The sequence below is a fragment of the Chryseobacterium rhizosphaerae genome, from assembly GCF_003385455.1.
Classification (GTDB): domain Bacteria; phylum Bacteroidota; class Bacteroidia; order Flavobacteriales; family Weeksellaceae; genus Chryseobacterium; species Chryseobacterium rhizosphaerae.
In genome coordinates this window covers 24,405-50,238 of sequence record NZ_QNUF01000030.1, presented here as the reverse complement: position 1 = coordinate 50,238, position 25,834 = coordinate 24,405, and the positions used below count along the sequence as shown (strand labels likewise).

Genomic DNA, 25,834 nt, shown 5'->3' with positions numbered 1-25,834 from the left:
ATACATTTGTCATACAAAACAAAAAGAGATGAATTCTCCAAGAGACAGAATAATTGAAACAACATTTGATTTGTTTGTAAAACAGGGATATAATTCCACGGGTATCAATCAGATCATTTCCGATGCAGGAGTTGCTAAAGCAAGTTTTTATCTGCACTTTAAATCCAAAGAAGACCTATGTGTAGAATTTTTGAAGGTAAGACATCAGTTTTGGTTCAGCGAACTTCATCATTTTTCATCACAGGCAAAAGATCATCAGTCTAAAATCATCAGTGCTTTTGATTTTTTAATCTATATGAATCAGAAGGAAAACTTCAGAGGATGCAGCTTTCTGAATATTTTATCAGAAATCCCAATGGATAATGTCAAAATACTCAGCGTAATTCAGTCACATAAAGCGGACCTTAGAAACTACTTTTTAGAATTGTTGGCGGATGATGTACTTTCCGATCATATGTATATGCTTTTTGAGAGCAGTATCATTGAAAGTCAGCTTTTCAAGTCTAATGAATTGATTGAGAAAACAAAAAGAATAGTCACCAATTTAATACAATAAACAATGGAACAGAAACATCCGCTTCCCCCTTTCACTCTTGAAACGGCGTTGGAAAAAATTCAAATGGCAGAAGATGCCTGGAACAGTCAGGACCCCGAAAAAGTATCTAAAGCATATACAATAAACAGTGAGTGGAGAAATAGGGATACCTTTATCAATGGAAGAGAAGAGATTGTTATATTTCTTCGTAAGAAATGGGAAAGAGAACTCCATTATAAACTCAAAAAAGAATACTGGGCACATACTGACAACCGTATTGCGGTTCGTTTTGAATATGAATATCAAACAAAAGATGGCAACTGGTTCAGGGCCTATGGAAATGAGAACTGGGAATTTGATGAAAACGGACTCATGCAGAAAAGGTATGCAAGCATCAATGATCTGTCGATTACTGAAAAAGACAGGAAGTTCAGATAAAACCAAGAGACTGTTATCATGACAGTCTTTCTTAGTGTCAGGCTGATTTATAAAGCTCCTTTTCCATGTAAGAGTTTATTTATTTTCCTTCTGGTCTGTACAGAAACCTTGTATGCTTCGTCCCGAAGCTTCTGTATTTTTCCTACGGGCTGAAAAATAGTTTTGCTTTCAAAAGGATTGAATGAAAGAAGTTCATTCGTGCAGGTTTGTGCGTTAAGTAAAGAACCTTTATTGATCTTCAGTTCACCAATTTTAACATAAGGTGAGTTTTTCCATTCCACATTCAGCTTATTGATAGGCTGATCTTTTAAGTCATAGCAGAACTGGATCAAAACATCAGCTGTGAAGTCATGAGTCTGAAAATAAGTTTTTAAGGTATCTTTTATTTTTTGATTCTTACCCATATTCTTATCTACAGATTTTGGGCTTAATTTTATCTTGATCATATAATCCCCAAAACGATAGGCTCCTACTGAATGATAATCAAAGGACAGAATAAAATCATTTTTCTTGCGCATAAGCTTTACCATATTTTTTAAGAAAGAACCCGTTAAAACTGCAGGGATTATTTTAACTGCCTGAGCGAGTATAGGAAATAGACCACTCCATTTTTTCATATACGATCTGTTGATAGCAGTAAATAGCTTTAAAAAAGTGGAAACAGAATTAACAGGGAATAAAGGAAAATTGGCCAATGGAAAATTGGCAAGAAGGCCTCCATTTTCATCTTTAATCTGTACTGCCATTCCATACGCAGGAATATCTTTTTTAGCATTATTAATGGTGGGCTGAGCATTGGAGAACCTGATGATAAGATCAAATTTCTCTTTATCAAAAAAAGCATGCAGCGATTCAGGAATATTGGGATTCACCCATAATGTTCCTTCAGCTACAGCATAGGTTTTTGCATGAGCATTTCTTGTGGCATAATTGACATCACTGATAGAAGAGGATTGCTCAACAAAATCTGCAATCGATTTTTTATTGATCTCCAAAAGCTTCTTTTCCTCTTCATTGAGTTCATCGAATTTCTTATTATATTTTAGTGGTGTTGGCATTTAGTTTTTAAATTCAATTATAACGCCAAGTTTCGGAATCTGTGTTAACTGAGTATTACAAATGTTTGAATTTTACTGAGATGACGCACCGAAAGCTGAAATATTAAACGGTATTAAGAAATAGGATCAGAATAAATATTTTTTAAGTGATTGATTAATAATACTCTCTGTTTCTGACTTCCAATTTCCGGCAACAAATCTTATCTTTGTAAAAAATTAAAGTATGGGAGTAGCAGATTTGTTATTTAAACGTAAAAAAGAATTGGCAGAAAAAAACCTTAATGATGGTAAGGAATATATGGTAGAGTACGGTAAGAGAGAAAGTGTTGTACAATTGCCAAGCGGTTTGCAGTATGAAATCATTACTGAAGGAGATGGTGCCAAGCCAGGACCTAAGTCTACTGTAAAATGCCACTATCATGGAACTACTATTTCAGGTAAAGTTTTCGATAGCTCTGTAAAAAGAGGTACTCCTGCATCTTTTCCTTTAAACAGAGTAATTTCAGGATGGACAGAAGCTCTTCAGCTTATGTCGGTGGGAAGCAAATGGAGATTGATTATTCCTCCGCATTTAGCCTATGGAGATCAGGAAATCAGCAAAGAAATCGGACCTAACAGTACGCTTGTTTTTGAAGTTGAATTACTGGATATTAAATAATTCTTCTTAAAAATAGATTAAAAAATTTACCTGAACTCAGGTAAATTTTTTTATTTGTATTATATTCGTATAAATGAATCATTATAAAAACATAGTTGTCTGGAAACAGTCAATCATGATTATGGTCATTCAGATACTGCACAAATTTTATAAATGAATGAAAAATCTATTCTACCTTTTGGCTATTTTTAGCTTAATGATATCTTGTGTTTCCAGAAAAACTCAGGCTATTCAACAGAATATATTGACCCTGAAGGATAGCTATTGTAAGGCACCCTTTAAATACAACTTTATTAACAAACTGCCTTCGTATAATTCTGACTCCATTCTGACAGCTAATAAAGAACTTAAAAATGTACTTTCTGAGCAAAGTATTCTGATCCTGAATGCCTTGAATAATCTGGATGAGGTATATAAAATTATAGAGCTTAAAAAAGACTCTTCTATTACTTCCCAGCTTAAAGTTTTGCAGCTTAAAGGAAAGATCAATAACAAGATTGCTATTTCCTTAACGGAATTGGATGCTGTTGCCGCAGAATTTGATTGTGAAGGAGAAAGGGTAGAGCAAATTGAAAATTATGTGAATGATCTTAACAGTTCCAGAAATAATAAACTGATTTTATATTCTATCATTGCAGGGGCAGCAGCTTCCATAGCCGGTGGTATTGTAAAAAGTGATGGATGGAGTAATGCAATTGATATTGGCGGGGGAGCTTTAGGAGCCGGCTTTGGGTTGGCAACACTTAACCCGAAAGGAAGAAAAGTGGAATTTATCCATAATAGAAATCTGCTGAGGGATATCTGGACAGAAAAATTGGGATCATCGAATTTTCCTCCGTTTATTTGGTATATGTATACCGAGAAAAGGTTTTCAAGCATGGAAAAAAAATCTATTATTGCCAACATAAAAGAAATATGGCTGCATTATCAGTTCGACGGTAATAAAGACGCTGCTGATCATTCGGTGATTTTCAGTGACGGGGGGATCTACAGGGCCGGAGATCTTCACAGTCGTGCATCGATGCTCAATCAGATGCAGTCTGCTACCCGAAAGATCAATCAAAATATAAGTTATCTCTTATTGGATCTGGACCGTCTTATACTGTAAGAAAAAAATAATTGTAATAAAATTTGTTACAATTAAAAAAATGCTTACCTTTGCCATGTAATTATAATGAACAATACAAGATTTGCTACGGCAGTACATATTATGACCTTATTGGCAAAAAGTCCTCAGGAGTGGCTCACTTCAGAATGGATTGCCGGTAGTATCAATGTAAATCCGGTAATTGTCCGAAAGGAGATGAGTGTATTGAGAGAAGCGGGTCTTATTGCTAGCAGACAAGGAAAAGAAGGAGGGAGCCAGCTGGCAAAGAATGAAGAATTGATTACAATTTCTGAGATCTATAAAGCGGTAAAAAATACAGAAGTATTGGGCAAAAAAAATCAGAACCCCAATCCTGCATGTAGCGTTGGAAAGGAAATCAATGTTCATTTAAATACATTATTTGAAGAAACAGATCAATTGGTAGTTAACTTTTTAGGAGATAAATCATTGAGAGAATTCGCTGATCAGTTCGAATAAAATTTTTTTAACTATAAATGTAACAAATTTTATTACAATTTAATTTAAAATATAACATTATGAAAAAAGTAGCAGTAATAGGTGCAACAGGATTTGTAGGAGCACACGTGGTAACAGAATTAACTGAAAGAGGGTATTCGGTAGAGGCTTTGGTAAGAGATGCATCGAAGGTGAAAACACAAGAGAATGTAACGGCAAAAAGTGTTGACGTAAACAATGTAGATGAATTGGCAGATGCTCTAAAAGGAAGTGATGCTGTAATCAGTGCTTTCAATGCCGGATGGACGAATCCAAACCTTTACAATGATTTCTTAAATGGTTCTGTAAACATTGAAAAAGCAGTAGGACAGGCAGGCGTAAAAAGACTTATCGTAGTAGGAGGAGCAGGAAGCCTATATACTCCGGACAACGTACAGATTGTGGATACTCCTGATTTCCCGGAAGCATACAAACCGGGAGCAACGGCAGCAAGAGATTATTTAAACAAAATCAAAGAAAATAATACATTGGATTGGACTTTCTTCAGCCCGGCAGTAGAAATGAATCAGGCTAATGTAGGAGCAAGAACTGCACAGTATAGGACATCATTGGAAACTCCCGTATTTGACGACAACGGAAGAAGCCGTCTTTCTGTTGAAGATGTAGCCGTAGTTTTAGTAGATGAATTGGAACAGAATAATCACATCCGTGAACGTTTTACAGCCGCTTACTAATTATAAAAAATAACAAATATGTTTAAAAAGAAATTATTATCCTTGGCTGTAATGCTTGGTTTTGCAAGTCTTGTATGGGCTGGTAACCTTAAAGTAAAAGTCTATAATCCAGGATCTAAAGCAATTTTTTCCATTACCTCAACAATCATTTATGGGGATAAAGATGCCATGCTTGTTGATGCTCAGTTTCAGAAACAATATGCGGAACAATTGGTGAAAGAAATAAAAGCAACAGGTAAAAATCTGAAAACCGTTTATATTTCACATAGTGACCCAGATTTTTATTTTGGATTGGATGTGATCAAAAAAGCCTTTCCAAATGCTAGGATTATTTCAACAGCTCAGACTGCCTATTTGATAGCTGCTTCAAAAGATGATAAGATGGCCGTTTGGAAACCACAGATGAAAGGAGATGCTCCTTCAGAAATCATAGTTCCGGAAGCTGTTACTGCCATTCCTGATCTTGAAGGAAATAAAATTGAGATCAGACAGAATCCTGAAGATCCTGCCCATAGTTTTCTCTGGATCCCGTCTTTAAAAACAGTGGCTGGAGGAATTTCAGTTTCTACAGGTTCACATCTTTGGATGGCCGATACTCAAAATGTAAAAGCTATTGATCAGTGGATAGCACAGATTGATGCTATGAAAGCTTTACAACCTCAGCAGGTGATTCCTTCCCATTTTTCAGAACAGTCACTTTCTCCTCAGTCCCTGGATTTTGTTAAAGGTTATCTTGAAAACTATAAAAAAGCAGTTACAGAAAATAAAACAAGCTCTGCCATTGTAGATTTTATGGTGAAAAAATATACCACTCTTCCCGGAAAAGAGGAATTGGAAATGGGTGTGAAAGTGTTTATGGGAGAAATGGCCTGGGATTTAAAATCACCTTATCCGGCGATTGGAAATAAAGTAGAGGTAGATTTTGGAACAACAAAATTCATCCTTGATTTTAAAGATAATAAAACCATGTCATTCCTTGGAACAGCCGGACCTTCGAAAGATACCACAGATACGGTGCAATATACTGCAGTAGAAGTGGCTAAGAATGTTTTTATGGTATATTGGCATGAACCTCATCTGGGTTTTAATGTAACCCATATTCAGGATTATAATAAAAATATAATATATTCAAATATTGCAGGACCTGACGGTACATTTACTCATCCGAAAGGAACTCTGAAGATTTTAAAATAAAAAAAGAATCTGCCTATTGATTCTATTTTTTAGCATCTTTAAGATCAAGATATAAACAATAAAACTTAGTATGAAATACATATCAATTTCATAACTCACAAAGTTTTTAATTGGATATAACAAGAAAAAGGCTGTCCGATGGGACAGCCTTTTTTTATAAATTCATAAACAGCTTCGGATTAACCGGAGTATTGTTTTTGTGTACTTCATAGTGAAGGTGAGGGCCTGTAGAACGGCCTGAATTTCCGGATTTTGCAATTACCTGGCCTACTTTTACCTTATCATTTACTTTTGAAACAAGCTGTGATAAATGTCCATATAGAGTTGCTAATCCATTTCCGTGGGAAACAATAACACAGTTTCCATAACCTCCTTTCTGTCCGGAAAAAATGATTGTTCCTGCAGCGGCAGCTCTTACATCAGAACCATATGCAACAGCAATATCTAATCCTTTATGAAACTGCATCTGATCAGCTTCAGCAGGTGGGTTGTTTTTTTCAGCAGTTGCGATGGTCTTAGAAGAAGAAGTGGTACCGGCAACAGCTTTTGCAGCAGTGGGAGCGGGAGCAGCAGCCACAGGAGCCGCTTTTGGAGTTACCATTACCTTGATTTCCCTTTTAATACCATAGCTGTCTGTCACTTCAATAATTTTTTCCACAGGTTCAGCTTTTACTTCCGGCTTTGGAGCTGCTGCCACTACAGGCTTAGACTCTGTGGCAGCACTTGTTTTTACAGAAGCATAAACAGTTTTATATGGAATAGGATTTTTTCTAATCCCGAAATTTGATGAAATATATCCGTCAGTAGGCATTCCCAGGGGAACCTGCATTAGTTTTTTCTGCAGATCCATTAAATACTGACTATATCGGTTGGCCTGTTTGGCGAGATAAATAGAATTTGAAATGCTGTCCTGGCTGAGAACCATCAGTTTTTCATTAGAAATGTCCTTAGATTTCAGGAAAGAATTGAGCTGTGAAACAGTCTGATCTACAAGATTAAGATCTGTTTTCATTTTCAAATAATCTACACTGTCCCTTTCAGTGTTTATTTTTACAAGGTTTACTTCGTAATTTTTGTCATCCTTCTCTGAGAATAACTTGGCAATACATATCCCTTGTGCAAAAACTACTAGTAAAAGCCCTCCGAGGAGAATGTTTACGTTCTTCTTGCTGTTTAGAAATTTTTTCATATTTCCTCTCTTAGTAAGTTTAAAACGGTTTTGAAACTGCAAATTTAATTAAAATTAGTCTTTGTGACTTATTTTTAATTAAAATTCATGATTTTCTGTATTTAACGTATAATTAGATATTTAATTGTGTTTAAGTGTTAATTTTTTCAGAAAATGGCTTTTATCATTGTTTCAAAAGCTTTGTTACGTCTATGTTTTAATATCTTTGCAGTTCACATTCCAATTTATGGCTAAAAAGAAAATAATGTCAGAATCTTCTCATCCAAAAAAGAATAAAAAAGATATTTCTGTAGGGGTAGTAGGAAGCGGAAGTTTTGCAACCGCTATCGTAAAAATGCTTGTTGAAAACTGTAAAGTTGTACACTGGTGTGTAAGAAGTGAGTTTGTAAAAGGAGCGATTGAGCTTCGTGGACATAACCCCACCTATCTTACAGCGGCTCATTTTAATCTTAAAAGTTTAAAACTGACCACGGATATTAATGAATTGGTTTCTGCCTGTGATGTTATTGTTTTGGCAACGCCATCCATTTACCTGTCTGATACGTTAGATAAAATGACGTGTGAGTATTCAGATAAAATCTTTATCTCTGCTATTAAAGGAATTATTCCTAAAGTAAATGATGTGGTAGCCCACTATTTACGTGATGAATTTAAAATTGGTTTCAGAAATCAGGCGGTTATAGCAGGACCATGTCATGCAGAGGAAGTAGCAATGGAAAGGCTTTCTTATCTTACAATTGCAACGGTAGAGGATGAAACTTCTGAAAAGCTAAAAGAAATTTTCAGTTCAGATTTTATCAAAGTTCAAACCAGTAAAGATATTTTAGGAAATGAATACAGTGCTATTCTTAAAAATATTTTTGCCATTGGAGCCGGAATAGCAAGTGGGTTAGGATATGGAGATAACTTTACAGCAGTTTTTGTATCCAATGCGATTCGTGAAATGGAAACCTTCCTGGAAGCCATTTATGAAGCACCAAGAGATGTGAATGAAAGTGCCTATCTGGGAGACCTTTTGGTAACCGCTTATTCACTTTTCTCAAGAAACAGAAACTTAGGAAACCTTATCGGGAAAGGATATACCGTAAAATCGGCAATCCAATCGATGAATATGGTGGCAGAAGGATATTACGCCGCAGATTCCATCTATAAAACAGCAAAGCAGAAAAAACTTAAATTACCAATTATTGATACAGTGTATGCCATTCTTTATGAAGGCAAAAATGCTGAAAAGCAATTTAAAAAACTGACAGCGAAACTGAATTAAAAAAAGAAGGTTTGCATAAACCTTGTTTTAATATATTTTAACCTAAGCCTCCCAGCTTGGGTTTTTTTATGGATTTATTTCTGTGATGATCAAAGATAGTAGCTGAGCCCCGGAACTGTATTTTTGAGTTTTTACTATTTGATATGTTGCTATTATCAATCATTTCAATGAAGACGTATTGAAATTTTCCATGATTTTTTGTTGTTTACTAAAGAAGTCTATTTCCAGAAAAATTAACGTGTTAAAATCGTTTCTCTTTTTAAAACTTTTCCCGAAATTTGAAGTAAAATTTAAAATTATGTCACAATCGCTTACAAGCAGAACGCCGAAACCTAGATATGACGTTGTACTGATAGGTGGCGGAATTATGAGCGCCACTTTAGCAACAATGCTCCATGAATTTGATCCCAGTCTTGAAATTGCGATCTTCGAAAGACTCGGAAGATTTGCTAAAGAAAGTACAGCCGCATGGAACAATGCCGGAACAGGACATTCTGCATTTTGTGAGCTAAACTATACCCCTGAAAAACCAGATGGCAGCATTGATATAACAAAAGCAGAAAGTATTGCTGAACAATTTGAAATTTCAAAACAATTTTGGTCTTATCTGATTACAAAGGGATATATCAAAGAGCCTAAAGAGTTTATCAATTCATGTCCACATATGAGTTTGGTATTTGGTGAAAAAGATGCGGAATATCTTAGAAAGCGTCATGATAAAATGGTTGATTCTGTTCTTTTTTCGGGAATGGAATTTTCTTCCGATCATGAGAAACTGAAAGAATGGATTCCTTTGGTAATGAGCAAAAGGAATCAATCTGAAATAATGGCAGCTACGAAAATGGATATGGGGACGGATGTCAACTTTGGAACGTTAACCCGAAAAATGGGAAGACACCTGCTTGAAGATTCTAATGTAGAGGTTTTCTTATACCATGAAGTGAAAGATATTGACCCAAGAGAAGACGGTAAATGGGAAATGAAGGTAAAAGACAGAATTCATAGCCACAAACAGGAGGTTGTTGCTGATTTTGTATTTATCGGAGCCGGAGGATATGCACTTCAGTTATTAGAGAGTTCGGATATTAAAGAAAGCGAAGGCTATGGAGGTTTCCCTGTTTCCGGACAGTGGTTGGTAAGCCATAATCAGGAGCTGGTAAAAAAACATCAGGCTAAAGTATATACACAGGCAACAGTGGATGCCCCACCAATGTCTGTTCCGCACCTTGACCTTAGAATTATCGATGGCGAGAAAGCTCTTCTTTTCGGACCTTTCGCAGGGTTTTCAACAAAATTCCTGAAAGAAGGAAGTTACCTTGATCTGCCTGAAAGTGTTAATACAAAAAATTTAAAGTCATTATTTGGTGCCTGGTGGCATAATATCCCGTTGACAAAATACCTTATTCAGCAGGTTGCCATGACAAAATCCCAGAGAATGCAGCATTTGAGAGAATTTGTAAAAGACGCCAAAGAGGAAGACTGGGAACTGAAAGTAGCAGGACAGAGAGTTCAGGTTATTAAAAAAGACGAAAAAGAAGGAGGAAAACTGGAATTTGGAACTGAAGTGGTTGTAAACAAGAGTGGTACTATTGCTTCTTTGTTGGGGGCTTCACCAGGAGCTTCCACAGCGGTATATGCTATGCTGAATGTTCTTGAAAAATGTTTCCCGGAAAAAATTCAGGGAGAATGGAAAGGTAAATTGCTTGAGATGGTTCCTTCTTACGGGAAGAAATTGGCAGAACATCCGGAACTTACTGAAGAGGTGAGAAATTATACAAAAGAAAAATTAGAATTAGAATATTAACATCAGCAGTAAGCAATGGGTAGTAAGCAATACAAGCAGAATTACTCATTGCTTACTACTTATTACTTATAAAAAGGTGGAAGAAGTAGTTGTAAAGCCGCTCATAGCAAAAGAACTCCTGGAGTCCCTTCAAACGAAAATAGAAGAGGAGAAACAGGTGATTATACATTGTTGTTTTCCGGCATCACCATTCCTGGGAAATCTGATCAGGATCTGGCATTCCACGTATCTTTTTGATAATCAGTCTGAGCATAGAAGTAAGCTTATTCATGCAGAAAATATCTCAATTTCCCCTTATTGGACACCGGTTCCCTTCATGAAAGATTTTTGGTTTACCCTGATATTCTCGGGGCTTCCGAAAGACTGTAAAAGTTTTGATTTAAAAGAAGTGATTCCTGAAGAAGGAGGGTTCTTTGTAGAATCTATTAAGAGAAATTCTTCAGATGTGTATTGTGTAAAAATATCAGAATTCTGAATGATATGAAAATAAGAGAGGAAAAGCTGAAACAAATTATTCAGTGGGCTGAAAATAATCCCGATATCCGGGCTGTTCTTCTGACCAGCTCATTGGTGAATCCTTATGCTCCGGTAGATGACCTGAGTGATCTTGATGTAGAACTGGTTTTTGAAAGCCGAAAAGACTATGAATCCGGAAATAGCTGGCTTCAGCTTTTTGGAGATCCTATTTCTATGATTGAGGAAGATGATACTGTCTTTGAAGGAAGACATGCCATGAAAATGGTTTTGTACAGAGATCATGTAAAAGTTGATTTTAAGCTGTATCAGGTGTCTGAATTTATGGAAGAAGTACAAAAAGGAGCACTTCCAGAAGATTGGGATGTAGGATATAAAGTGCTGATTGATAAAGATGGCCTGACAAAAGATCTGAAACCTCCCACTTATCAGTCTATCATGATTCATAAGCCTGATGAAAAAGAATTTCAACAGCTGATGAATGATTTCTGGTGGGATACCACCTATGTGGCAAAATGTCTGAAACGGGGTGATATTTTTTATGCTAAATTCATGTCTGAGAATATCCTGAGAGCAGAATATTTGGTTAGTCTGGTTGAATGGCATATTGGTAACGACCATAACTGGGATAACATGACTACCAATAAGCATGGAAGGCTTTTTAAAAAATACCTGCCTGAAGATTTATGGAGTAGAGTGGAGGCTACATTTTCCGGAAGCTCCATTGAAGAAAACTGGACTGCTCTGTTTGCTTTCGCTGACCTGATTCAAGAACTGGGAACTGCTTTAGCTCAAAAACTGAACTTTACATATCCTTCTAAACTTGAAAGTGACATCAGAACTTATCTTCTTGAAGTAAAATCAATGCCGTAATTTAAGCAAATTCACTCCCTTTGATCAGGTTTTCAATACAGTATTCTGCAATGGCAGTAATGGTAACAAAAGGATTTACTCCAATTGTTCCGGGGATTAATGACCCATCTAAAACATAGAGATTTTCATGTTCCTTTAATTTACCATATTCATTAGTGGTTTCACCCAGTACACATCCTCCGAGCGGATGATAGCAGATATCTGCTCCAAAACCATTATTGAACAGGAAATGACTTCTGGTTCCTCCATTGGCTTTATTCATTTTTCTGACAAAGTATTTGGCATTTTCCTTCATTTTGACCGTATGGCTTTCATCCCAATTCAACTTCAGAGACCGATTGATGGTATCATACGTCACTTCTCCTTTTTTATCAACTCTGTTAATTAATAAATACAAGGCAGTGGCTACATCCATTCCCATAGGTAAAGGTGCAATCTCAGTAAAGAAGGGATGTTCCTTATCATCCCAGTTATCAATACCACCTACCGGAATGGTAGATTGCTTTGCTCCTGTTCCTCCGGACAGAGGCTTTACCCAATTCCTTCCGGTCATAAAGTTCCCATTGTTACCCCAGTTTTTTCCGATGCCTTCGTGAAGAGGTAATCCGTTTACAGCATTGGATCGCAACAGAAGCTGTAAAGTTCCCATTGTACCTGCAGCAAGAATAAGCTTTTTACAATGGAATATTTTATCAGCAATTAGAGCGCCTGATGTATCAGTCTGTTGTACGTTTACACTATAGGTTTTATCATCATTCAGTTTTATATCATCTACCCGGTGAAGATCAAGAATTTCAAGATTTCCCGTTTCCAGTGCTTTCTTAAGATAGGTTTTGTCTAAACTGTTTTTACCATGATTGTTTCCATAGATCACTTCAGTATTAAGAGCAGAGCGGGGAACTTCATTTCGAAATTCTTTCTCCATATATTTAAAATCATATACATTGGGAACTCTCATCGTTTTAAAACCAGCCTGATGAGCTTCCTCTTCTCCCACCCGTGTAAATTTGTAATAAGGACAGTCTTTTAAAAACTCCTCATCAATGATATTTACCTTAAGCTCTTCGTGAACCAAAGGGAAATAGTGATGATAAAACTTCTCTGCATCCAGCTGAGGGAAAACTTCTTTGAAATAACTTTCTTTAGGAGTTACTGCCATTCCTCCGTTAACGAGCGATCCACCGCCAACACCCCGTCCAACCCAGATATTAATATGATCAAAATCTAAACGGTCCAGGGTTCCGGTAAAAGGAGTTAAAGAAAAAATATTCATAAATGGGGCAATGCTTTTCTTTTTAAGCCAAGCAGAACTTTTTCCCGGTTTCAGCAGGTTAGAAAAAGGAATTCTTGACTTTTCCCAGTTGAGCCCCATTTCCAGCAACACTACTTTTTTTCCGGCTTCACAAAGACGTAAAGCAGATACAGCCCCTCCATACCCACTACCAATGATAACAATCGGAGCTTCTATAATTTTGTTTTGCTTATCGCTTGTCCGCTCTGCAGCCCGGAATAGATTAGATTGAAGAAAATAAAAGCCTGATACTGCTAACACACTTGTCTTAATGAATTTTTTCCTGTCCATGAGTTTTGCTTCTCAAAAAGTATGCTAACTTCACAAAAGTGTTTTTTATTTAAAACAGATTATACTTTTTATTATAATTTTAACTGTTTATACCCTGAAAAATTCATAGTTTTACTTATAATTTATAGCATTTATGAAAAAAATTATATGGCTTTTTCTGATCCTTCCTCTCTGGGCTTTTTCCCAAAAAACGACTTCTAAAGAAGTGATGGATGTGAAAAAATTTCAGAAAGAACTCAATGCTGAATATCTGAATCCGAAAGAAACGCCTTTGCGGGGAGATAACTTTAAAAATTTTAAAGAACATCCTTTCTTTCCAATCGATATGAAATATAGAATTACGGCAAAATTTGTTAAATCAAAAGATACAAAACCTTTTGATCTTCCCACTTCTTCAGGGAAAACAAAGTCTTATCAGGAATATGGAAAGGCAAGCTTTGAGCTGGATGGAAATCCTTATACCCTTACTTTATACCAAAGCCTGGATTTAATTAAGCAGAAGAAATATCAGGACTATCTTTTTCTTCCATTCCGGGATGCTACCAATGAAAAAGAAACCTATGGTGGGGGAAAGTATTTGGATCTGAAAATTCCAAAAGGAAATACAATAGTACTGGATTTTAATCAGTCCTACCACCCTTATTGTGCTTATAATGCCTACGATTATAACTGTCCTATTGTGCCTGAAGAAAATAAACTTCCTGTGGAAATACGTGCAGGGGTAATGTATGAAGATATCTATCATCACTAAATTTGACTATGGTAAGCTTAGAATTTTATACTCCGGAACATCTTTCAGCCATTACATATACGCTGGACGAAAAGCAATCACAATTTACAGCATTAGCAGAAGAAGCTTTGCAGAGAATAGAAGAAAGGGATGATCATGATGCATTTCCTGTTACCATTTTTGAGGATGGAAATCCTGTCGGCTTTTTCGTACTTGATTTTGGTCAAGATAAGTTGGAACTGACTGATAATAAAAATTCTGTTCTGGTGAGATCATTATCTGTAAATCCTGAAATGCAGGGAAAAGGAATAGGAAAAACAGCCATGATGAAAGTGGATGATTTTATCAGAAATCATTTCAAAGATTGCCATGAAATTGTTCTTGCTGTGAATCAGAAAAATGAGTCAGCCTATCATATTTACCTTAAAGCGGGATATTCCTATGAAGGGAAAACGAGAATCGGAAGAAGTGGACCTCAATATCTTATGTACAAGAAACTTTAAGAAAATTTTAAATTCAAAATTCCCATCCTCCTGATTTCTTTCCATAACTTTGAGTATCACCAAATGACAAAACATGGAAATATCACTTCGTAATCAGGTGGCTATCGTTACAGGAGCCTCCAGTGGAATAGGTTCAGGAATTGCAAAATCTTTGGCTGCCGCAGGCGCTGCCGTTGTTGTCAATCACTCTTCACAAAGATCTTTAGAAGAGGCACAGGCTGTTTTAAAAGAAATTACCGATGCAGGAGGGAAAGGTATTACCTACCAGTGCGATGTTTCTAAAGAAGACCAGGTCATTGCCATGTTTCAGGATGTTGTCTCTCAATTGGGTACCGTGGATATACTGGTTAATAATGCAGGAATTCAAAAAGATGCCCAATTTACAGAGATGACAATAGATCAATGGAATGCCGTGATTGGTGTCAACCTGACGGGGCAATTCCTCTGTGCAAGAGAAGCTGTCAAAGAATTTCTCCGTCGGGGTATTGATCCATCCCGATCTATTGCCTGTGGTAAAATTATTCACATCAGTTCCGTTCATGAAATTATTCCCTGGGCAGGACATGCCAACTATGCATCGAGTAAAGGGGCTGTCAGAATGCTGATGCAGACCTTAGCACAGGAATACGGAGCGGATAGGATCCGGGTCAATTCTATTTGTCCGGGAGCGATCCAGACTCCAATAAATAAAGGGGCCTGGGAAACTCCTGAAGCACTTAATGCCCTTCTTACCCTTATCCCTTACAACAGAATCGGACAGCCGCAAGATATAGGAAACTTAGCAGCATTTCTCGCCAGTGACCTTGCTGATTATATAACCGGAACCAGCATTTTTGTTGATGGGGGAATGACTACGTTTGAGAGCTTTTCAACCGGAGGATAGGTGAGAGTTATAAGTTGGGTTTGGCAGGTTTTAAAATTTCAAAGTAGAGGATGTTGAATTATTAATGATTTCATTATGTCAGAAAAACAGAGAATTTCAGATATTTTATGGAAAAAATGGGGCCCCTATGTAAGTAACCGTGAATGGGGACTTGTACGTGAGGATTACAGTGAGAACGGGGATGCCTGGAATTATACCAGTCATAATACTGCAGAAGCTAAAACATACAGATGGGGTGAAGAAGGGATATGTGGCATCTGTGATGACCTTCAGCAATTGGTCTTTTCTGTCGGATTCTGGAATAAAAAGGATGAAATGGTGAAAGAACGGTTCTTTGGTCTTACCAACGGACAGGGAAATCATGGTGAGGATGTGAAGGAATACTTTTATTACCTGGATTCTACCCCTACCCATTCTTATATGAAGATGTTGTACAAATATCCGCAAAATGCTTTCCCATATGCAGATCTTGTGAAAACCAATGCAGAAAGAGGTAAAACAGAACCTGAATATGAGCTCATTGATACAGGAATTTTTGATACTAATGAATACTTTGATATTTTCATTGAATATGCTAAAGAAGGTCCAAATGATATTTTAATAAGACTTACCATTATCAACAAGGCTGAAAAAGAATCTTCTCTTGTTATACTGCCTACCGTCTGGTTCAGAAATACATGGAATTGGGGGTATGATGAATATCAACCGGAGATGAGTGCCCATGAAGCAGATCATATCAGACTAAGTCATAAAGACCTTGAAATAAAAAATATCTATGCAAAACAATCTATAAAAACCTTGTTTTGTGATAATGAAACCAATAACAAAAGACTTTATCAGTCACCTAATACATCAGAATACTGCAAAGACGGGATTAATAATTTTATACTGACAGGGAATGCTCAGTCGGTTAACTCCCAAAATGTAGGCACAAAAGCCTCGTTCTTTATTGATGAAGATTTTAAAGGTAAAGAGTCAAAAACCTTTGAATTCAGGATGACGGATAAAGAATTGAAAGAACCCTTTAATGATTTTGATCCTATTTTTAATCTGAGACAGAAAGAAGCAGATGAATTTTATGCTGAAGTCCAGAAGGGGATTCAGTCAGAAGATGAAAAAATGGTGCAGAGACAGGCATTTGCAGGAATGCTTTGGAATAAAATGTTCTATCATTATAATGTTGAAAAATGGCTGAAAGGAGATCCTGCAGAAATATCACCACCAAAATCCAGGGATAAAATAAGAAATTATGACTGGAAGCATCTAAACAATGCCCATATTATCTCCATGCCTGATAAATGGGAATATCCATGGTATGCAACCTGGGATCTGGCTTTCCATACTATCAGCTTTTCATTAATTGATCCTGATTTTGCCAAACATCAGCTTAAACTTTTCCTGTTTGAATGGTATATGCATCCTAACGGCCAGCTTCCTGCCTACGAATGGAATTTCAGCGATGTTAACCCTCCGGTACATGCGTGGGCTGTTTTCAGGGTGTTTAAAATTGATGAATATATACGAGGTAAACCGGACCTTGAATTTCTTGAAAGTGCATTTCAGAAACTGCTGATGAACTTTACCTGGTGGGTGAACAAAAAAGACAGTAACGGGAATAATATTTTTGAAGGAGGATTTTTAGGGCTTGATAATATTGGTGTTTTCGACAGGAATTCTGCACTTCCCAATGGTGAGCAGCTCGAACAGGCTGACGGGACAAGCTGGATGGCCATGTTTGCCCTGAATATGATGAGAATAGCACTCGAACTGGCATTATATAACAAGGTGTACGAAGAAATGGCTATGAAGTTTTTTGAACACTTCTTGTCTATTGCCCATTCATTGGATAATATGGGGGATGAAAATTTCAGCCTTTGGGATGAGGAAGATGAATTTTTTTATGATGCGATTGCCTCCAGTGACAATACCCATATGTACTTAAGGTTAAGGACAATTGTAGGGTTGATACCAATGTTTGCCGTTGAGGTCATAGATGACGAAATGATTGAAAATCTTCCCAATTTTAAGAAGAGAATGAAATGGGTACTGGAAAATAAACCGGAACTCGCTTCTCTGGTTTCCAGATGGGAAGTTAAAGGACAGGATTCTAAGCACCTTTTATCTTTGCTTCGGGGACACCGTTTAAAAAGACTGTTGAGCAGGATGCTGAATACGGAGGAATTTTTAAGTGATTACGGAGTCAGAGCTTTGTCGAAAGAATATGAACAAAATCCATATACTTTACAGCTTAATGAAACGGATTATTGTGTGAAATACACCCCTGCAGAAAGTGATAGCGGGCTCTTTGGCGGAAATAGCAATTGGCGTGGACCCATTTGGTTTCCTATTAATTTTCTTATTATTGAAAGCCTTCAGCGTTTTTTCTTCTACTACAGCCCGGATTTTATGGTAGAATACCCTACAGGAAGTGGAAATTATTCTAATCTGGATCAGATAGCGGATTCTTTAAGTAAAAGACTCTCAAAAATATTTTTAAAAGACGAAAATGGGAAACGCCCAGTGAATGGTCAGTACGAAAGATTCCAGACGGATCCGGATTTTAAAGATTATATTTTATTTTATGAATATTTTCATGGTGATAATGGCCGTGGGGTAGGTGCTTCTCATCAAACAGGCTGGACGGGATTGATCGCAAAAATTCTGCAGCCAAGATTCACCAAAAAAGAAATTGCAGAATCTGAAACTGAAATGCCGGAGGAAGCGAAATAGCGAAAAATAAATTTCTGGTTATCTTTACTCTATTCGAATATCTGCTGTATAATTTCCAATGAAGGAGGTGTTTTAAAATCGGTGATATGATAATGGTAATAGACTAAAAGACTATCCAGGAAATCTTTCCTCATGGAAGAATGGATTTTAGTCGTGTAAAAGTTTTCGGCAGTGAGAGCTGTTCTCCATAGTAATGAGATTTCTTCACTGAAGATATGGTGGGTGGAACTGGCTGAAAAAGTGCCCGTTTCCGGATCTAAAAATCTTCCTTCACCAATTAAGGGAGTAACTCCCTGAATTTTTAAAACAGCGAGTAAAAAAAGAAGATGTGATTGATAATTTTTGTTGATAAGCTGATCAATAAATTCATCAATACTAAAAAATATAGTGAGGTTTTTATTTTCAAATTTAAGAATCTGACTAAGGAAATCCGAAATAAAAAAAATAATGGTATTTACTTTTATATCATTATAAATATCATTGTTTTTTACCAGTTCAAACTTTGATACTGATGCTATGCCGTTACCTCTTATTGGGTTTATGGAAAAGCTGAGTTTGCTCAACGGCTGCAGCAGGGCTTTCTTTTTATTTCTCTTGGAGTAAACCCCTTTAAGAAAATAAGTCTGAAAACCCTCCTCTTCTGTAAAACAATGCAGTACAGCATCATTTTCTCCGTACTTTATAAATGAAAGTAAAAATCCGTTTTGTGAATTCATTAATTGACTACCCCTATTTTGGCTGTAGCTTTATCAGAACCGTCTTCATTAGTCATTAATACAAAATAAATACCTGAAGCTACTCTTGTTCCTCTCTGATTGTTAAGATCCCACTCATAGTAGCCTCCTCTTGCCACAGCAGAATGTACTACATTTCCTGCTGCATCTACAATTCTTATGTTCGTTTTTTCTGCCAAACCTTTAATGGTAACCTTTCCCTTAAAGTTAGAATATACTACAGGATTCGGGTAAACTAATACATCTCCAAAATTTGAATTTACATCTGCAACATCTCCCTGATAAGTGACAATACCGTTATAAGTGACGAAATATACCTTACCGGTCTTTTTATCTACCTTGATATCTGTTATACTATTGGTAGGAAGGGGGGAGTTTTCTTTTGTAAAATGTTTTATTGTCTTTTCTCCATTAGAAGAAAGATAGTATACACCACCACCTTCTACAGATACCCACTTATAATCCCCTGCATCCACTTCAATCTGAAGAATCTGTGAGTCTCTGAAAAGTTCTTCCGGAAGACCGTTTTGTTCTATAATAATAGGGGATGCTGTAGGACTTGGCGTTTTTATCTCAGAAGCTGCGTTAGGAAGAATTCTTAACCCATTATCACTGCCAATCCATGCATCTCCGGATTTATCAAATGCTACAGATAAAGTTCCTTCACCTGCAATTCCATTAGATTCCTTTAATAAATAATCGGTATCGTCAGAAAGATTGGTTGCATTTTTATAGTCATATACCCAGAAATTATTTGTTCTTGGTAGGGGTGTCCAAAGCATATTTTCATATAGAATAGGTTTTTGCACGCCTGAACTTGCAATAGTATATTTTTTTATGATAAAATCATCTGCTGCTTTATCGTAAATTCCCATTGAAGGAAGCCCATTATCTGTAAATCCAATAGATACAAAAATATTGCTTTGAGCATCTGTAGCAAAACCTACAGGACGTCGGTAAAAAGGCTCTCCCCCTACATTATAATATTTTACCAATTCAAAGTCTTTGCTGCTTGCATTGTATTTCATTTTATAGACTCCATTGTTAAACATGGTATAATTGGTAAAGAATACTTCATTGTTGCTGATAGGGCTCATGACTGCATCAAGTACATTGACTTGTCCTATATTCGTCTTATTAAAATAGGAAGGGTATATCCATTCGGTACCATTGAAATAATAGAACCCTGGTTTTTTAGGATTTTCTACCGGGAAGTTATAAATATCTGCTCTTGCCCCACTGGAGACAAGCATCTGATTGTTATCGTACAGATTTAATTTATAGGCAAAATTAAAATACGGACCAGAAGGTTTATAAGTATTGTTACCTTCATCTTTTATTCCTGATAATACAGTTCCTCCAAACACTTTTCCACCCGCTATTGTAGCTGTATTACAATCTTCTCCAAGACTTATAGCATTTAAAGAAATGCCGTTGAGTCCAAAGGTATAGATTCTGTTATCGGTTACTACAATATTATTTTGGGTGATCACCACATCCTGAATATTTGCAAAACTGGCAGGAAGTGGAGTGGGAGTACCATTATTATACATGAATGCAGAGGTGGCGGATGAAAACACCAATTCAGACTCAGCATCTATATTTTTGAATGCTCCCGGAACTTCTGTTGTCCATGTAGAAAATACAGGAAATGTAGTATTGATCTCATGGCTTTTCAATCCTGTATTGGTTACAGAATAAATTTTGTTTCCGAATATGGTCGCTTCATTACTGGCTTCATATATCCCTCCGCTAAGGAAAAATGCAGAATCTCCAAACTCTTTCTTTTTAAGATCAAATATAGAGACTCCATACCCTACAGAAATAACCGCCTTATCTCCTGTGATAGAAATATGGTTAACTTTTTTATTTCCGTTGTAACCTGTGGCAATTGGAATATCAACGATGTATTTAATTTCCTGAGGAGTAATCACATCCATAGATCCATCGGAATACCCAATAAGACCTGTCTTGGTTTGTGAATTATAATCGAAAGCGGTGATTCCGATATTATGGAGTCCGTTAGCTTTAGACAGTTTTGTAATCTCTCCACTTCCTATAGTATAATAGAATAATCCGTTTTCTGTTGCGGCTATTATTTTTCCATTGTCTTCTTTCATGGCCAGGACATTATTGTAGGAAAAAAGATCTGACCATTTTTTTGATGAAATGACCTGCGCTTTTGTAAACTGCAGGGATGCTAAAATACCAAGAGAAATTAAAGAGAGTTTTTTCATATTATGCTATTATGCTGCTGTCTATTACCTGATTGTTCCAGGAGATATGCTGTACGTTTTTATTTGTATCAAAGTGAAAATCTATTCTTCCCAAAAGGAGCCCTGCCCATCCAACCTGGTTAACCAAGACCTTCTTACCTTGTCTGTTGGTGAAAGTTTGAGGTTCAGGAAGGAAAGTGTGGGTATGGCCGCCTAAAATAATATCAATATTTTCTGTACTGGCAGCTAAAATTTTATCACTTATTTTATTAGGTTCGTCTTTGTAATCATACCCAATGTGGGAAAGACAGATTACAAGATCACATTTTTGGTCTTTTTTCAGAAAGTTTGAATAATGCTGTGCTACATCAATGGGGCTAGAGTATACAGTTTCTCCATATTGCTTTTTACCCACAAGACCATCCAGCTGGATGCCTACTCCAAAAATTCCTACTTTAATACCGTTTTTATTAAAGATCTTATAAGGAGAAGTTTTCCCGTCAAGTATTGTATTCTTGAAATCATAATTAGAACAGATAAATGGGAACTTTGCAGTAGGAAGAACCTTTGAAAATCCATCTAAACCATTATCAAAATCGTGATTTCCCATGGTAGAAGCATCATACTTCATCATGGACATTAATTTAAATTCCAGCTCACCCCCAAAGAAATTAAAATAGGGAGTTCCCTGAAAAATATCTCCGGAATCAAGAAGTAATACATTAGATTCCTGATTTCTGATCTGTTGAATTAAGCTAGCTCTTCTGGCAAAACCTCCCTGATTTGGATTTTTGGTATAACTTGCATCAAAAGGCTCTATTCTGCTATGCTGATCATTGGTATGAAGAATAGTCAGTTTAGTTGCGGATTGTAATCCAGGAATAGCTAATCCTTCCGCCTTCATCATATTAGGAGCTAAAGCCATTGCTAAAGTTCCACCACCTATTGCTTTTAAAAAACTTTTTCTATCCATTACTTTTTACCAATAAAATTTAAACGAACATCTGTATTAGGCACTACTTCCGGAGTTTTCTTGAAATATTCAATAAATAAATCTCTAAGTTTTATTCCTGTCGGAATTGATTCTCCTTTGGCAAAGAATTTCATATTATCTCCACCCAAAGCAAGATAGTCTGAGGTAGCGATATAATAGTCTTTATCAGTGTCTATTTTTTGCCCGTTAATTAACGATTGATTAAGTTGTCCGTTTTTTGTTTCAATATACAAATGGGAAACAGGGTTGTTGACTTGAGTTTTTGCATAATAATCAAAAAGACCCTGAAGATCAGTCCCTTTCATTTTAACAATAATCACCTCATTTTCAAAAGGCATTACTTCAAAAATGTTTTTCAGCATAATATCACCCTTTCCAATGGTTGTACGGATTCCTCCGATATTGATCAAGGCAGCATCTACATTTTTCTTAAGATTTATTTTTGCCCACTCATTCCCTCCTTCAAATGTATAATCCGCTAAAAGATTACCGAGATTACTGTTGTCTCCCTGCTTTGTAAGGTCTACACTTGTATGAGAAATTTTCTGATTCATTTCCCGGTCCAGTTTCTCTTTATAAGGTTCAATTACCTTTACAAATTCCTCATCATTCTTTAGCTCGTTATTAATAGAAATATTCTGCTGGGGCTGTACGTTTGCAAGCTGCAGCGTGGATGCTGTTTTGCAGGCGGTAAGCGATGCCAGAGCAATTCCTAGTAACAAGAATTTATTTTTCATAATATCTTTTAGTATATGCAAATATAACCATATGAATAATAAAACATTATTATTTATTACAAATTCTTATTGTAAATTATTAAATTTGACAAAAATAATTCGAACAGATGAGCATTTTAAAAGGAGTAGGTGTTGCATTGGTAACACCCTTTAATGAAGATTTATCCGTTGACTTCGACAGTTTAACCAAACTTGTTGAATACAATATTGAAAACGGAACCAATTATTTGGTAGTATTGGGAACTACGGCAGAAGCCGCTACGCTTTCTGATGAAGAAAAGAAACAGGTAATTGAGCATATCATTAATGTAAATAATAAACGTCTTCCTTTGGTATTAGGAATTGGCGGTAACAATACTCTTGAAGTAAAGAAACAGATTGAAGAAGCAGATCTTTCTGCATTTGAAGCAGTGCTTTCTGTATCTCCATATTACAATAAGCCTAACCAGGAAGGACTTTACCAACATTACAAGGTATTGGCTTCCACAGGGAAAAAAATCATCATCTACAATGTTCCTTCAAGAACAGGGCAGAATATTGATGCAGATACTACTATTCGTATTGCAAAGGAATTTCCTAATCTCTTTATGATCAAGGAAGCAGCACCCAATATTCTTCAGTATTTTGATATTTTAAGAAAAAAACCTGAAGGGTTTTCATTGGTTTCCGGAGATGATGAGTATACACTTCCTGTGACGTTGGCTGGTGGAAATGGTGTAATTTCTGTGATTGGACAGGGATACCCTAAGGAGTTTTCCACAATGGTACAGCTGGCTTTTGAAGGAAAGGTAAAAGAAGCTTATGAAATTCATAATAAGCTGGTTGAAATCACACGTTTAATCTTTGCTGAAGGGAATCCTTGCGGGATTAAAGTAATTCTTGCTGAAAAAGGAATTATTAAAAACCACCTTAGACTTCCTTTGGTTCCTGCTTCAGAAGGACTTTATGCAAAGATTAAAGCTGAAATGGCAAATATTTAATAGAATATCAACCGTCAGCAATGAATAGAGATTAATATAGACCGATTCATTGTTGAAAACAGATCATTGATATAATCTCATAAAGTGAAAAGTTCAGACTTTTCACTTTTTTTTAATCATAAAATAAAAATAATGAAATTAATAGAAGCGATGGTAAAGGACATTCCTTTGATTCAGGATTTAGCAAGAAGATCCTGGGAAAATGCTTATGCAGATATTCTTTCGGCTGAACAGATGGAGTATATGCTTGCAGAAATGTATTCTGAGACTGAGATTGAAAATCATCTCCAAAATCCGGATTATCATTATTATCTGATTCAGGATGAGAATAACAGTTCTTTTGAAGGTTTTATCGGATATGAACACGATTATGAACCCCAGACCACAAAGCTCCACCGTATTTATCTGGTTCCGGAAAGTAAAGGGAAAGGCTTTGGAAAAGAAGCACTTCAATTTTTGAATCTTAAAGTAGCTGAAAATGGAAATGAAAGAATTATTTTGAATGTTAATAAATATAATTCTGCCAGAAATTTTTATGAATCCCAGGGATACAAGGTGTTTGGGGAAGGAACTTTTGATATTGGAAGAGGGTTTGTAATGGACGATTTTTTGATGGAGTTTCTAATTCACAAATGATTGACTTAAAATCTTGTAACTTTCTCTTGTAATTCTATAACAAGTGATTTCTTTTTTTGATTCATCTTTGCTTCAGAACCAAATCACTTTTAATAATACATTCATATGCTTGGTTTTGAGCTGATTTAGCTTTTTATCAGTATATTTTTTTCATCCTTAGTGTTTAAATTCCTGTATTCTTGAATGCAGGAATTTTTTTGTGGATACATTGTCGAAAAAAAGAAACCTATTTCACATTTAATTGAAATAAATCATTATATTTACTGAAAATTTGACTTACTATAATAGGATGAAAATGTATGTAAAATTTGATTTCAACACTCTCTGTAAGAAAGTGTTAGATGAAAAACTTAAAGAACACGGGCTGAAATACAGGTTGCTGAACTTTGGAGAGGTAGAGTTTTACGAACCCCTAACGCAGGAACAACATCATCTTTTTAAGACACATCTTGGAGAGTATGGTATCGAAATTATTGAAAGCCAGAAAACGGCTTTGGTACAAAAGATAAAAGATGCTATCGTAGAACTTGTTTTTTCTGAAGAGATTATCCCTGTAAAAGCATCTATTTATATTTCTGAAAAGCTGAATCATAGCTATGGATATCTTTCCAATCTTTTTTCAGAAGTTGCTTTTACTTCTATTGAGAACTTTATTATTTTGCAAAAAATAGAACATGCTAAAGTGTTAATTATAAGAAATAAGCAAAGCCTCACAGAAATCGCCCACAAATTGAATTACTCCAGTGTAGCCCATCTAAGTACTCAGTTTAAAAATACAACCGGAATCACCCCCTCCCAGTTTCAAAAAATACTAGGGAAAAGACGCAGAGCCCAAAATACGGCCATAAACCATAAAATGCAGTATGAATAAAGAATTTCTGAACGTAATCGTAGCAGATGATAATGAAAACACTCTAATTTTTTTTAAAAATATATTTAAAGAGCTAAAAATTTCTATAAAAGTTCAATGTTTTAACAGTGGAATATCCTTAATGAAGTATCTGAATAATGAAGAGGCTGTTATTCCTGAAATTGTCTTTATGAGGTATGAAATTCCTGAGAAAAATAGTTTAGAATGGATTGAGGAGATTAGGGATAACCAGAAGTTTAACAATATGGTAATAGCCATATATTCTGAATCAATTCCCGAAAATGAAGTGGAAGATATCTTTGTAAAAGGAGGAAATGTGTATATCAAAAAACCGGAGGCATTTGATCAGCTGAAAAAAGTACTCACAGAAGTTATTACGATCAATTGGCAGTATCATACTTCAGGTTTAAATAAAGAGAATTTTATTCTGAAAGTGTAAGTAGTGATAGT

Annotated in this window: 26 protein-coding genes; 19 read left to right on the top strand and 7 right to left on the bottom strand. The window is 36.0% G+C overall.

The window, feature by feature from the left end:
- The first annotated feature begins 28 nt into the window (after positions 1 to 28).
- Both DRF57_RS19915 and DRF57_RS19910 read left to right on the top strand, forming a co-directional pair.
- Entirely contained in the window at positions 29 to 556 is a 528-nt protein-coding gene (locus DRF57_RS19915) for a TetR/AcrR family transcriptional regulator (protein ID WP_084086756.1), read from the top strand.
- A gap of 3 nt (positions 557 to 559) precedes the next feature.
- Positions 560 to 973: a nuclear transport factor 2 family protein gene (locus DRF57_RS19910; RefSeq protein WP_084086755.1), complete on the top strand. Its 414-nt coding sequence runs from the start codon at positions 560 to 562 to the stop codon at positions 971 to 973.
- Positions 974 to 1,020: 47 nt separating this feature from the next.
- On the opposite strand, the gene DRF57_RS19905 is transcribed toward DRF57_RS19910, so the two are convergent.
- Positions 1,021 to 2,031 carry a catalase family protein gene (locus DRF57_RS19905; RefSeq protein ID WP_115920466.1) on the bottom strand — a complete coding sequence of 337 codons (1,011 nt, stop codon included), beginning with the start codon at positions 2,029 to 2,031 and terminating at the stop codon, positions 1,021 to 1,023.
- A 223-nt stretch (positions 2,032 to 2,254) separates the two neighbouring features.
- Here DRF57_RS19905 and DRF57_RS19900 point away from each other — a divergent pair, with 223 nt between their 5' ends.
- The 5 genes from DRF57_RS19900 (at position 2,255) to DRF57_RS19880 (ending at position 6,181) form a co-directional block, all read left to right on the top strand.
- Positions 2,255 to 2,689 (top strand): FKBP-type peptidyl-prolyl cis-trans isomerase, encoded by a 435-nt coding sequence (locus DRF57_RS19900; protein WP_115920464.1) that lies wholly within the window; start codon positions 2,255 to 2,257, stop codon positions 2,687 to 2,689.
- A 157-nt stretch (positions 2,690 to 2,846) separates the two neighbouring features.
- On the top strand, positions 2,847 to 3,797 hold the full coding sequence (locus DRF57_RS19895) for a hypothetical protein (protein ID WP_047489373.1): 951 nt from the start codon (positions 2,847 to 2,849) through the stop codon (positions 3,795 to 3,797).
- Between the two features lie 66 nt (positions 3,798 to 3,863).
- Complete coding sequence (locus DRF57_RS19890; RefSeq protein WP_047489369.1) at positions 3,864 to 4,274, top strand: Rrf2 family transcriptional regulator; 411 nt, start codon at positions 3,864 to 3,866, stop codon at positions 4,272 to 4,274.
- Between the two features lie 59 nt (positions 4,275 to 4,333).
- The gene (locus tag DRF57_RS19885) at positions 4,334 to 4,987 is read left to right on the top strand and encodes an NAD(P)-dependent oxidoreductase (RefSeq protein WP_047489365.1); all 654 of its coding nucleotides are present in this window, start codon (positions 4,334 to 4,336) and stop codon (positions 4,985 to 4,987) included.
- Between the two features lie 18 nt (positions 4,988 to 5,005).
- The gene (locus tag DRF57_RS19880) at positions 5,006 to 6,181 is read left to right on the top strand and encodes an MBL fold metallo-hydrolase (RefSeq protein WP_084086752.1); all 1,176 of its coding nucleotides are present in this window, start codon (positions 5,006 to 5,008) and stop codon (positions 6,179 to 6,181) included.
- Positions 6,182 to 6,335: 154 nt separating this feature from the next.
- On the opposite strand, the gene DRF57_RS19875 is transcribed toward DRF57_RS19880, so the two are convergent.
- Positions 6,336 to 7,370 (bottom strand): M23 family metallopeptidase, encoded by a 1,035-nt coding sequence (locus tag DRF57_RS19875; RefSeq protein ID WP_047489554.1) that lies wholly within the window; start codon positions 7,368 to 7,370, stop codon positions 6,336 to 6,338.
- Between the two features lie 244 nt (positions 7,371 to 7,614).
- Between DRF57_RS19875 and DRF57_RS19870 the strand changes: the two genes are divergently transcribed.
- The 4 genes from DRF57_RS19870 (at position 7,615) to DRF57_RS19855 (ending at position 11,788) form a co-directional block, all read left to right on the top strand.
- Positions 7,615 to 8,637, top strand: a complete 1,023-nt coding sequence (locus DRF57_RS19870; protein ID WP_052188629.1) for an NAD(P)H-dependent glycerol-3-phosphate dehydrogenase — start codon at positions 7,615 to 7,617, stop codon at positions 8,635 to 8,637.
- A 298-nt stretch (positions 8,638 to 8,935) separates the two neighbouring features.
- On the top strand, positions 8,936 to 10,441 hold the full coding sequence (mqo, locus tag DRF57_RS19865; protein ID WP_115920462.1) for a malate dehydrogenase (quinone): 1,506 nt from the start codon (positions 8,936 to 8,938) through the stop codon (positions 10,439 to 10,441).
- A 76-nt stretch (positions 10,442 to 10,517) separates the two neighbouring features.
- A complete protein-coding gene (locus tag DRF57_RS19860) occupies positions 10,518 to 10,916 on the top strand; it encodes a hypothetical protein (protein ID WP_115920460.1) in 399 nt (132 codons plus the stop codon).
- Positions 10,917 to 10,921: 5 nt separating this feature from the next.
- Positions 10,922 to 11,788: an AadS family aminoglycoside 6-adenylyltransferase gene (locus DRF57_RS19855; protein WP_115920472.1), complete on the top strand. Its 867-nt coding sequence runs from the start codon at positions 10,922 to 10,924 to the stop codon at positions 11,786 to 11,788.
- 1 nt (position 11,789) lies between these two features.
- Here the strand turns inward: DRF57_RS19855 and DRF57_RS19850 are convergent, their stop codons facing one another.
- Complete coding sequence (locus DRF57_RS19850; RefSeq protein WP_115920458.1) at positions 11,790 to 13,370, bottom strand: GMC family oxidoreductase N-terminal domain-containing protein; 1,581 nt, start codon at positions 13,368 to 13,370, stop codon at positions 11,790 to 11,792.
- Positions 13,371 to 13,503: 133 nt separating this feature from the next.
- On the opposite strand from DRF57_RS19850, the gene DRF57_RS19845 reads away from it, so the two are divergent.
- From DRF57_RS19845 to DRF57_RS19830, 4 genes are all read left to right on the top strand, one after another.
- Positions 13,504 to 14,121, top strand: a complete 618-nt coding sequence (locus DRF57_RS19845; protein WP_115920456.1) for a DUF1684 domain-containing protein — start codon at positions 13,504 to 13,506, stop codon at positions 14,119 to 14,121.
- A gap of 8 nt (positions 14,122 to 14,129) precedes the next feature.
- On the top strand, positions 14,130 to 14,603 hold the full coding sequence (locus DRF57_RS19840) for a GNAT family N-acetyltransferase (protein ID WP_115920454.1): 474 nt from the start codon (positions 14,130 to 14,132) through the stop codon (positions 14,601 to 14,603).
- Positions 14,604 to 14,676: 73 nt separating this feature from the next.
- The gene (locus tag DRF57_RS19835) at positions 14,677 to 15,486 is read left to right on the top strand and encodes a glucose 1-dehydrogenase (protein ID WP_047489343.1); all 810 of its coding nucleotides are present in this window, start codon (positions 14,677 to 14,679) and stop codon (positions 15,484 to 15,486) included.
- Between the two features lie 75 nt (positions 15,487 to 15,561).
- Positions 15,562 to 18,216 carry an MGH1-like glycoside hydrolase domain-containing protein gene (locus DRF57_RS19830; RefSeq protein WP_115920452.1) on the top strand — a complete coding sequence of 885 codons (2,655 nt, stop codon included), beginning with the start codon at positions 15,562 to 15,564 and terminating at the stop codon, positions 18,214 to 18,216.
- A 29-nt stretch (positions 18,217 to 18,245) separates the two neighbouring features.
- Here DRF57_RS19830 and recO read toward each other — a convergent pair whose 3' ends face one another.
- Genes recO through DRF57_RS19810 form a run of 4 tightly spaced genes read right to left on the bottom strand, consistent with a single transcriptional unit; the run spans position 18,246 to position 22,897 of the window.
- Complete coding sequence (recO, locus tag DRF57_RS19825; RefSeq protein WP_115920450.1) at positions 18,246 to 18,932, bottom strand: DNA repair protein RecO; 687 nt, start codon at positions 18,930 to 18,932, stop codon at positions 18,246 to 18,248.
- Positions 18,932 to 21,187: a type IX secretion system anionic LPS delivery protein PorZ gene (gene porZ / locus DRF57_RS19820; protein WP_047489334.1), complete on the bottom strand. Its 2,256-nt coding sequence runs from the start codon at positions 21,185 to 21,187 to the stop codon at positions 18,932 to 18,934. The genes recO and porZ overlap by 1 nt, the downstream gene beginning before the upstream one ends.
- Position 21,188: 1 nt before the next feature.
- Complete coding sequence (locus DRF57_RS19815; protein WP_115920448.1) at positions 21,189 to 22,139, bottom strand: bifunctional metallophosphatase/5'-nucleotidase; 951 nt, start codon at positions 22,137 to 22,139, stop codon at positions 21,189 to 21,191.
- Positions 22,139 to 22,897, bottom strand: coding sequence for a 5'-nucleotidase C-terminal domain-containing protein (locus DRF57_RS19810; RefSeq protein ID WP_115920447.1), 759 nt, complete (start codon positions 22,895 to 22,897; stop codon positions 22,139 to 22,141). The genes DRF57_RS19815 and DRF57_RS19810 overlap by 1 nt, the downstream gene beginning before the upstream one ends.
- A gap of 107 nt (positions 22,898 to 23,004) precedes the next feature.
- Between DRF57_RS19810 and dapA the strand changes: the two genes are divergently transcribed.
- The 4 genes from dapA to DRF57_RS19790 all read left to right on the top strand — a co-directional run bounded on the left by dapA (position 23,005) and on the right by DRF57_RS19790 (position 25,823).
- A complete protein-coding gene (gene dapA / locus DRF57_RS19805; RefSeq protein ID WP_084086744.1) occupies positions 23,005 to 23,877 on the top strand; it encodes a 4-hydroxy-tetrahydrodipicolinate synthase in 873 nt (290 codons plus the stop codon).
- Positions 23,878 to 24,009: 132 nt separating this feature from the next.
- Positions 24,010 to 24,513 carry a GNAT family N-acetyltransferase gene (locus DRF57_RS19800; protein WP_084086743.1) on the top strand — a complete coding sequence of 168 codons (504 nt, stop codon included), beginning with the start codon at positions 24,010 to 24,012 and terminating at the stop codon, positions 24,511 to 24,513.
- Positions 24,514 to 24,802: 289 nt separating this feature from the next.
- Positions 24,803 to 25,384, top strand: coding sequence for a helix-turn-helix domain-containing protein (locus DRF57_RS19795; RefSeq protein ID WP_084086742.1), 582 nt, complete (start codon positions 24,803 to 24,805; stop codon positions 25,382 to 25,384).
- Positions 25,377 to 25,823, top strand: coding sequence for a response regulator (locus DRF57_RS19790; protein ID WP_084086741.1), 447 nt, complete (start codon positions 25,377 to 25,379; stop codon positions 25,821 to 25,823). Before DRF57_RS19795 ends, DRF57_RS19790 begins: the two co-directional genes overlap by 8 nt.
- Positions 25,824 to 25,834 lie beyond the last annotated feature (11 nt).

What these genes read in the sequence shown, in the direction of transcription:
- DRF57_RS19915 (WP_084086756.1), top strand. Translation starts at nt 29, where the DNA reads ATGAATTCTCCAAGAGACAGAATAATTGAAACAACATTTGATTTGTTT.
- DRF57_RS19910 (WP_084086755.1), top strand. Translation starts at nt 560, where the DNA reads ATGGAACAGAAACATCCGCTTCCCCCTTTCACTCTTGAAACGGCGTTG.
- DRF57_RS19905 (WP_115920466.1), bottom strand. Translation starts at nt 2,031, where the DNA reads ATGCCAACACCACTAAAATATAATAAGAAATTCGATGAACTCAATGAA.
- DRF57_RS19900 (WP_115920464.1), top strand. Translation starts at nt 2,255, where the DNA reads ATGGGAGTAGCAGATTTGTTATTTAAACGTAAAAAAGAATTGGCAGAA.
- DRF57_RS19895 (WP_047489373.1), top strand. Translation starts at nt 2,847, where the DNA reads ATGAAAAATCTATTCTACCTTTTGGCTATTTTTAGCTTAATGATATCT.
- DRF57_RS19890 (WP_047489369.1), top strand. Translation starts at nt 3,864, where the DNA reads ATGAACAATACAAGATTTGCTACGGCAGTACATATTATGACCTTATTG.
- DRF57_RS19885 (WP_047489365.1), top strand. Translation starts at nt 4,334, where the DNA reads ATGAAAAAAGTAGCAGTAATAGGTGCAACAGGATTTGTAGGAGCACAC.
- DRF57_RS19880 (WP_084086752.1), top strand. Translation starts at nt 5,006, where the DNA reads ATGTTTAAAAAGAAATTATTATCCTTGGCTGTAATGCTTGGTTTTGCA.
- DRF57_RS19875 (WP_047489554.1), bottom strand. Translation starts at nt 7,370, where the DNA reads ATGAAAAAATTTCTAAACAGCAAGAAGAACGTAAACATTCTCCTCGGA.
- DRF57_RS19870 (WP_052188629.1), top strand. Translation starts at nt 7,615, where the DNA reads ATGTCAGAATCTTCTCATCCAAAAAAGAATAAAAAAGATATTTCTGTA.
- mqo (WP_115920462.1), top strand. Translation starts at nt 8,936, where the DNA reads ATGTCACAATCGCTTACAAGCAGAACGCCGAAACCTAGATATGACGTT.
- DRF57_RS19855 (WP_115920472.1), top strand. Translation starts at nt 10,922, where the DNA reads ATGAAAATAAGAGAGGAAAAGCTGAAACAAATTATTCAGTGGGCTGAA.
- DRF57_RS19850 (WP_115920458.1), bottom strand. Translation starts at nt 13,370, where the DNA reads ATGGACAGGAAAAAATTCATTAAGACAAGTGTGTTAGCAGTATCAGGC.
- DRF57_RS19845 (WP_115920456.1), top strand. Translation starts at nt 13,504, where the DNA reads ATGAAAAAAATTATATGGCTTTTTCTGATCCTTCCTCTCTGGGCTTTT.
- DRF57_RS19840 (WP_115920454.1), top strand. Translation starts at nt 14,130, where the DNA reads ATGGTAAGCTTAGAATTTTATACTCCGGAACATCTTTCAGCCATTACA.
- DRF57_RS19835 (WP_047489343.1), top strand. Translation starts at nt 14,677, where the DNA reads ATGGAAATATCACTTCGTAATCAGGTGGCTATCGTTACAGGAGCCTCC.
- DRF57_RS19830 (WP_115920452.1), top strand. Translation starts at nt 15,562, where the DNA reads ATGTCAGAAAAACAGAGAATTTCAGATATTTTATGGAAAAAATGGGGC.
- recO (WP_115920450.1), bottom strand. Translation starts at nt 18,932, where the DNA reads ATGAATTCACAAAACGGATTTTTACTTTCATTTATAAAGTACGGAGAA.
- porZ (WP_047489334.1), bottom strand. Translation starts at nt 21,187, where the DNA reads ATGAAAAAACTCTCTTTAATTTCTCTTGGTATTTTAGCATCCCTGCAG.
- DRF57_RS19815 (WP_115920448.1), bottom strand. Translation starts at nt 22,139, where the DNA reads ATGGATAGAAAAAGTTTTTTAAAAGCAATAGGTGGTGGAACTTTAGCA.
- DRF57_RS19810 (WP_115920447.1), bottom strand. Translation starts at nt 22,897, where the DNA reads ATGAAAAATAAATTCTTGTTACTAGGAATTGCTCTGGCATCGCTTACC.
- dapA (WP_084086744.1), top strand. Translation starts at nt 23,005, where the DNA reads ATGAGCATTTTAAAAGGAGTAGGTGTTGCATTGGTAACACCCTTTAAT.
- DRF57_RS19800 (WP_084086743.1), top strand. Translation starts at nt 24,010, where the DNA reads ATGAAATTAATAGAAGCGATGGTAAAGGACATTCCTTTGATTCAGGAT.
- DRF57_RS19795 (WP_084086742.1), top strand. Translation starts at nt 24,803, where the DNA reads ATGAAAATGTATGTAAAATTTGATTTCAACACTCTCTGTAAGAAAGTG.
- DRF57_RS19790 (WP_084086741.1), top strand. Translation starts at nt 25,377, where the DNA reads ATGAATAAAGAATTTCTGAACGTAATCGTAGCAGATGATAATGAAAAC.